Annotated in this window: 7 protein-coding genes; 5 read left to right on the plus strand and 2 right to left on the minus strand. The window is 45.1% G+C overall.

Annotated elements, in window-relative coordinates; genetic code table 11:
• The 4 genes from A1D16_RS16740 to A1D16_RS16755 all read left to right on the plus strand — a co-directional run.
• Positions 1-115: DUF4295 domain-containing protein (locus tag A1D16_RS16740; protein WP_290711606.1), on the plus strand; the 115-nt coding region annotated here is incomplete at its 5' end.
• Between the two features lie 152 nt (positions 116-267).
• Positions 268-1,242, plus strand: a complete 975-nt coding sequence (gene ftsY / locus A1D16_RS16745) for a signal recognition particle-docking protein FtsY (RefSeq protein ID WP_290711594.1) — start codon at positions 268-270, stop codon at positions 1,240-1,242.
• 50 nt (positions 1,243-1,292) lie between these two features.
• Positions 1,293-2,606: a 30S ribosomal protein S12 methylthiotransferase RimO gene (rimO, locus tag A1D16_RS16750; RefSeq protein ID WP_290711596.1), complete on the plus strand. Its 1,314-nt coding sequence runs from the start codon at positions 1,293-1,295 to the stop codon at positions 2,604-2,606.
• A 51-nt stretch (positions 2,607-2,657) separates the two neighbouring features.
• A complete protein-coding gene (locus A1D16_RS16755; RefSeq protein WP_290711598.1) occupies positions 2,658-3,062 on the plus strand; it encodes a cytochrome c in 405 nt (134 codons plus the stop codon).
• Between the two features lie 59 nt (positions 3,063-3,121).
• Here A1D16_RS16755 and A1D16_RS16760 read toward each other — a convergent pair whose 3' ends face one another.
• Positions 3,122-5,302: a molybdopterin cofactor-binding domain-containing protein gene (locus A1D16_RS16760; RefSeq protein ID WP_290711600.1), complete on the minus strand. Its 2,181-nt coding sequence runs from the start codon at positions 5,300-5,302 to the stop codon at positions 3,122-3,124.
• A 67-nt stretch (positions 5,303-5,369) separates the two neighbouring features.
• Positions 5,370-6,068 (minus strand): DNA alkylation repair protein, encoded by a 699-nt coding sequence (locus A1D16_RS16765; protein WP_290711602.1) that lies wholly within the window; start codon positions 6,066-6,068, stop codon positions 5,370-5,372.
• Positions 6,069-6,164: 96 nt separating this feature from the next.
• Here A1D16_RS16765 and A1D16_RS16770 point away from each other — a divergent pair.
• Positions 6,165-6,576 (plus strand): DUF4038 domain-containing protein (locus A1D16_RS16770; RefSeq protein WP_290711604.1); only part of this gene is annotated, 412 nt, incomplete at its 3' end.

The raw sequence follows: 6,576 nt of genomic DNA on the forward strand, positions 1-6,576 counted from the left end.
TAAAAACTGGACTAAAGTGATCAAAGCTGTTCGCAGTCCGAAGACGGGTGCCTACACTTTTAAAGAGGCAATCGTTCACAAGGAGAAAATCAAAGAATTCCTGGGCGAAAAATAATGTTGGGATAAATTAATTCCTACCGAGCTGTTCTGGTTGACCGGAACAGCTTTTTGTGTTTTAAGAATCAGGGATCGGATCAGGTAAAGCCTAGTTGGTAGCATATATCTGATAGCTTAATTTGCAGCATTAATGAGCTGACCGTTTAACCATTGAATAAAATCATTATGGGTTTCTTTGATAAACTATTTGGAAAGAAGGAAAAGGAGTCGCTGGATCAGGGCCTGCAGAAAACCAAAGACAGTTTTTTAAGTAAACTGACCAAGGCTGTTGCGGGTAAAAGTACGGTAGATGAGGAAGTACTGGATAACCTGGAGGAGGCTTTGGTGAGTGCTGATGTTGGCGTAGATACAACGGTTCAGTTGATAGACCGGATTGAAAAAAGGGTTGCCAGAGATAAATACCTGAATACATCTGAGCTTAACCGGATTTTGCAGGAAGAGATCCGTGGTATCCTGGTAGATGCGCCGGAATCGAACAGTTATTCGTTTCAGACAGAGCTGCCTTCCAAGCCTTATGTAGTATTGGTAGTGGGTGTAAATGGCGTCGGAAAAACCACCACCATTGGCAAGCTAGCCTATAATTTTAAAAAGGCGGGAAAGTCGGTATTGCTAGGAGCGGCAGATACTTTTCGGGCAGCAGCCGTGGATCAGCTAACCATTTGGAGTGAACGCACCGGTGTACCTATTGTGAAGCAGGATATGGGGTCTGATCCGGCCGCAGTAGCATTTGATACGGTTCAAAGTGGGGTAGCGCGGGGAGTGGATGTAATCATTATTGATACGGCTGGCCGCCTGCATAATAAGGCGCATTTGATGGATGAGCTGGGTAAAATCCGGCGGGTTGTGCAAAAAGTTATCCCGGAGGCGCCGCATGAAGTATTGCTGGTGCTGGATGGGTCAACGGGGCAGAATGCCTTGGAGCAGGCGAGGCATTTTACCGCTACCACCGATGTAACAGCCTTAGCTATTACTAAATTAGATGGTACTGCAAAAGGGGGGGTGGTTTTGGCGATTGCCAATCAATTCAAGATCCCGGTGAAATTTATCGGTGTTGGAGAAAAAATGGAAGACCTCCTGGTATTCGATAAACATGAATTCGTTGATAGTTTGCTGAAGACGTCCTAAGACGTCAGACAGGTGTTAGAACACCTGTCTGACGTCTAAAAACTAAAAGTATGAAAGCCAGAAGCCTGAAAAAAGATAAAGTGAATATTATTACACTTGGGTGTAGTAAGAATATGGTCGACAGTGAAGTGCTGAGCGGGCAGTTGCTTGCCAATGATATTGCTGTTGTTCACGAAAATGCAAAACTGGACCATAATATCGTGGTGGTGAACACCTGTGGATTTATAGACAAAGCAAAAGAAGAATCCATTAATACCATCCTCGACCAGGTAGCCCTCAAACAAAAAGGCAAGTTGGATAAGGTTTACGTTACAGGTTGCCTCAGCCATCGTTACCGCAATGATCTTGAAAAAGAAATCCCGGAAGTTGATGCCTGGTTCGGAACCATGGAATTGCCCCTGATACTGAAGGAACTGGAAGCTGATTATAAAGCAGAACTCCTGGGTGAACGCATGCTGGCCACTCCCAAACACTATGCCTACCTGAAAATTTCAGAGGGGTGTAACCGCACCTGTTCATTTTGCGCAATTCCCTTAATGCGCGGAGGGCATGTCAGCCGCCCCATTGAAGAACTTGTAAAGGAAGCGGAAAGCCTTGTTAAAAAAGGCGTGAAGGAAATCATGCTCATTGCACAGGAACTTACTTATTATGGACTTGATCTTTATAAAAAAAGGCAATTGCCGGAATTGCTGAATCAACTGGCTAAAGTGCCCGGCCTGGAATGGATCCGCCTTCATTACGCCTATCCATCCAAATTTCCACTGGAAATCCTCGACGCTATCAATGCCCACCCCAATATTTGCAATTACATTGATATGCCGCTTCAGCATGCTTCGAACAATATGCTGAAAGCCATGAAGCGCCAGATAACCCGTGAAGAAATGGAAACATTGATTACGGCTATCCGGGAAAAATCCCCGGGCATCTGCATCCGTACTACGCTTATTACCGGATTTCCTGGAGAAACCCGGGAGGATGTGGAAGAATTAAAAGATTTTCTCCGCCGTATGCGATTCGATCGGGTAGGTATTTTCACCTACTCTCACGAGGAAAATACCTCCGCCTATGAACTAGAAGATTCCATTCCTGCCGAAGAAAAGGAAGCGCGGGCACAGGAAATTATGGAAGTACAGCAGGAAATAAGCCTGGAAAAAAACCAGGAAAAAGTTGGTCAGATTTTTAAGGTAATAGTTGATAAAAAGGAGGCAGGTCGTTATCTTGGAAGAACGGAATTTGACAGTGTGGAAGTGGATAACGAAGTGGTGATCAATACCACCAGAAAATTAGAACCCGGGGAATTCGTTCAGGTTAAAATAACGAAGGCTTATGACTATGATCTGGAAGGGGATTTGATTACCGGTTGATTCCACTCTCTTATTCAATTATTCAAACCAGGAAGCATAACCAAATTAAGCATGAAAAAAATCGCCATCTTAACCGCCTTTATCGCGGTTAGCGCCTCACTCACCGCCTTTGTACAAAACCCAAAGGAAGCAAGTATAAAAAGGGGAAAGGACGTATATGAAAACAATTGTCAAAGCTGCCACCAGGAGAATGGTGAAGGGATTGAAGGAAGTTTTCCTCCGCTGGCCAAATCTGATTACCTGATGAAGGACCCCAAAAAAGCCATCACTATCATTCTGAAAGGACTGAACGAAGAAATAAAAGTCAACGGAAAGACCTATAGCATGATGATGCCGGAGCAATCCTACCTATCAGATGAAGAAATTGCCGATGTTGCCAATTATATCACCAACTCCTGGGGTAATAAATCTAAAGCAGTATTTACCCCGGCCCAGGTAAAAGCAGCGAGAAAATAATGTTGCCTGCAACGCAGTAAATGATCAAAAAGCCGGATAAATAAGATCCGGCTTTTTGTTTATACATCGGGCAAATTAGTAAGCGAGAAGGGAAGTTTCCGGATGCGTTTACCGGTTAAATCGAAAATGGCGTTACATAATGCCGGCGCCAGCGGGGGTAAGCTTGGTTCTCCCACACCACCTGCTTTCTCTTCGTTCTCCATGATCACCACTTCAATTTCAGGGGTTTCAGGAAGCCGCGGTAATTTATATTGATGAAAATTAGTCTCTACAGCTTTCCCGTCCTTGAAATTTGTAGCATGTACCGTGGCCGCACCCAGCGCCATTATTACGCTTCCTTCTACCTGCTGTTGTATAATGGTTGGGTTCACATACCAGCCACAATCTATCACCACCGTTACCTTATCGATCGAAATACCTTTGTCCCCTTTGCGAGAAACCTGCACTACCTCGCCTATGATGGATCCAAAGCATTCTGCAAAAGCTACACCATACCCTTTACTTCGCTTATCCCAGCCGGTTACTTCTTTCAGTTTGTCAATCAATTTATGGTACCGTTCATGGTCGCTGCCAATATGTGCTTTCCGAAATGCCAGCGGATCCTTACCTGCCGCAATGGCCATTTCATCCCAAAAACTTTCAAAGGCAAAGGAATTGGTGGAAGAATAAACCGACCTCCACCACATTACCGGTACAGGTGATTCCGTTGGCAAATCCGCAAACCGGTAATTGGGAATAGATTCAAAAAAAGGTTCCAGCCATCCTTCCGTAGTACTTCGGTTATAGTCTAGTTTATCCGGATTCGGCGCCCATTGATGATCCATATTTTGCCCGGATAATTTAACTTCCAGTGCATTTACCTGGTCGCCCTGCAAAACTGCTTTGCAACCATATACCACGCCGGGGCGGAAGGGCCCCTGTGTCATATCGTCTTCTCGTGTCCAGAGAACCTGTACGGGGGCTTTTATCGCTTTAGAAATGAGTACTGCCTCGGCCGGGTAATCGGTAAAGGCTTTCCTTCCAAACCCGCCACCAAGGAAGGTCATGGAAACTTCTACTTTTTCGGGTGCTATGTTAAACCGGGTGGCCAAATCAGATTGTATCCAGTCGGGTCCCTGGATAGGTCCCCATACCTGGATCTTCTCCTCTGTATAATAAGCCGTACAATTCAGGGGCTCCATGGCACTGTGACTCTGATACGGGGTTTCATAAACCAGTTCCAGTTTTTTTTCTGCCTTATCAAAAAAGCGTAGAGGGTCTCCCAGTGCTTTTTGTGTAAGTCCGGGTTTGGCTAAATCTTCCTGCATCCGCTGGTAGAGCAATTCGGTACTGACCCGTTCAATACCGCTATCTTCCCATTCAATTTCCAGGAGTTTCCGCGCTTTGAGGGCAGCCCAGGTATTATCGGCAATTACGGCAATACCATGGCGGGTGCCCGAAAAAACCGGCATTTCCACTTGAATTACATCGATCACACCTTTTACAGCCCTTGCTTTTTTGTCGTTCACTGATTTAATCTTTCCATGAAACCGGGGGCTTCTTTCTACTACTGCATATTTCATTCCGGGCAGTGTAAAATCAATGCCAAACACCGCTTTCCCGTTTATTTTATCGGGATTGTCTAAACGGGGTACCGGTTTGCCAATGTATTTGTATGCTTTCCTGGCTTTTAGCGGCACCTGTAGAGGAGGCGTTAATGTAGCTGCTTTTTCTACCAATTCGCCATAGGGTGCTTTTTTTCCGCTAGGACGATGATAGACCATACCCTCTGATGCATAACATTCACTTGCCACAACCTGCCAGTTAGCGGCGGCGGCGGCAATTAATAATTCACGGGCCGTTGCACCGGCATTCAGTAAGGCTTTAAACGAGCCCCTTACGGTAGAACTTCCTCCCGTAATCTGGCTTCCATATTTGGAGGGATGGCCTTTTGCAAAAGCTACTTTTATTTTGGTAAGATCCACTTCCAGCTCTTCGGCAACAATTTGAGGAATACTTTGATAAGCTCCCTGACCCATTTCGGCACGGTGACTAAAAATGGTGACCTGCCCATTGGTATCGATCTGTACCCAGGCAGTAAGGTCAATACCGGCAGCGGCAGCCTGGGTGCCGGATAAAATAGCGGGTTTTCCCTGCCCGATAGCCGGCATAAAATAACCAATGGTCAGTGCGGCGCCGGTCATTCCAGATAACCGGATAAAGTTTCTTCTGCTCAGAGAAGAGGAAGACCGATCCTGCATAGGCCTAATTTTGGGTTAATGGTTCTTGCTGAAAAGTTACTGATTCTAATTTATTAAACCAGTCTGTTTAGCTGGAATGTTTCAGCGCTTCTTTCCTTGCAAGCCCTGTAATTCCGGCGGATTCTACAAACTCCTCTACTTTATCGGGCGCCGTTCGATGGTATTGCCGAAGCGACCAGCCAATAGCTTTTTGGATAAAGAACTCTCTTTTGGGCAGCAGACAGCGGACGGCCGTAAACAGAAATTCGGCATCCGTATTTTGTTTGTAGTTTAATTGGAAAAGCAGTGCGGTTCTATTTTGCCAGGTATTTTCAGCACCTATCCATGCCTTCATTATTCCGGGCTTTTTTTTGCCGGCAAACCTGGTGCCGATAAGTTTACTGGCTATAAAATCGACCGTATCCCACCATGATTTTTCCGTAACGAGGTGGAGAAAAAACAATTCGGAGGCCGCGTCCCATTTTTTTCTGCTGGCATACAGTAATTCCATCGCAATATATTGGTATTCACGTTCCGGTTTTTTCCAAAGCTCCTCGGCTAGTTGTAGTATGGCAGGCATGTCCAGCAGAAGGGCCGCTTTCAAAAATGGCCGCGATAGCTCTTTGCGCAGTGGTTGGGGAATTCCCAGAAAATTAAACCTGTTTTTCATATAGGCGGCCATGCCGTTGGCTTTTTCAGGATCCCTGTTAAATTCGAGTGCTTCTTCCAGTTCTTTTAGCATCACTTTAGCTGAAACAGGCTTTTTGCCTGGCACTTGACCTTTCATAATTGATTGAAAATTAGCGTTTTTACTGGTTTCTTTGATATCATGAAAATAAGCAACTCAAAGATTCGTTATCTTATCAGCGATAAAACCTGGTTGATGAAAAAAATCCAATACCCTTTGCTGCTTTTGTTGGCAGTATTACTTGTGTTGCCTGGCTTTTCCCAACACCAATGGAAACATGGTAGGTTAAAAGTAAGCGCGGACGCTCATTTTTTGGAAACTTCCAATGGTCGCCCTTTTTTCTGGCTGGCTGATACCGGTTGGGAACTGTTTCACCGCCTTAGTTTTGAAGAAATTGTACAATACCTGAACGACCGGCATAAGAAGGGGTTTAATGTTATCCAGGCTGTAATCCTGGCAGAACAGGATGGACTTACTAAAACCAATCGCTATAACGCACTTCCCCTCCAACAGAACGATCCTTTAAAACCTAATCCCAAATATTTTCAACTGATAGACACTACCATACGGATGGCAGCAGAAATTGATATGTTTGTAGCTCTGTTAC

Source organism: Flavihumibacter sp. CACIAM 22H1 (assembly GCF_001601815.1).
In the GTDB taxonomy this organism is placed as follows: domain Bacteria; phylum Bacteroidota; class Bacteroidia; order Chitinophagales; family Chitinophagaceae; genus Flavihumibacter.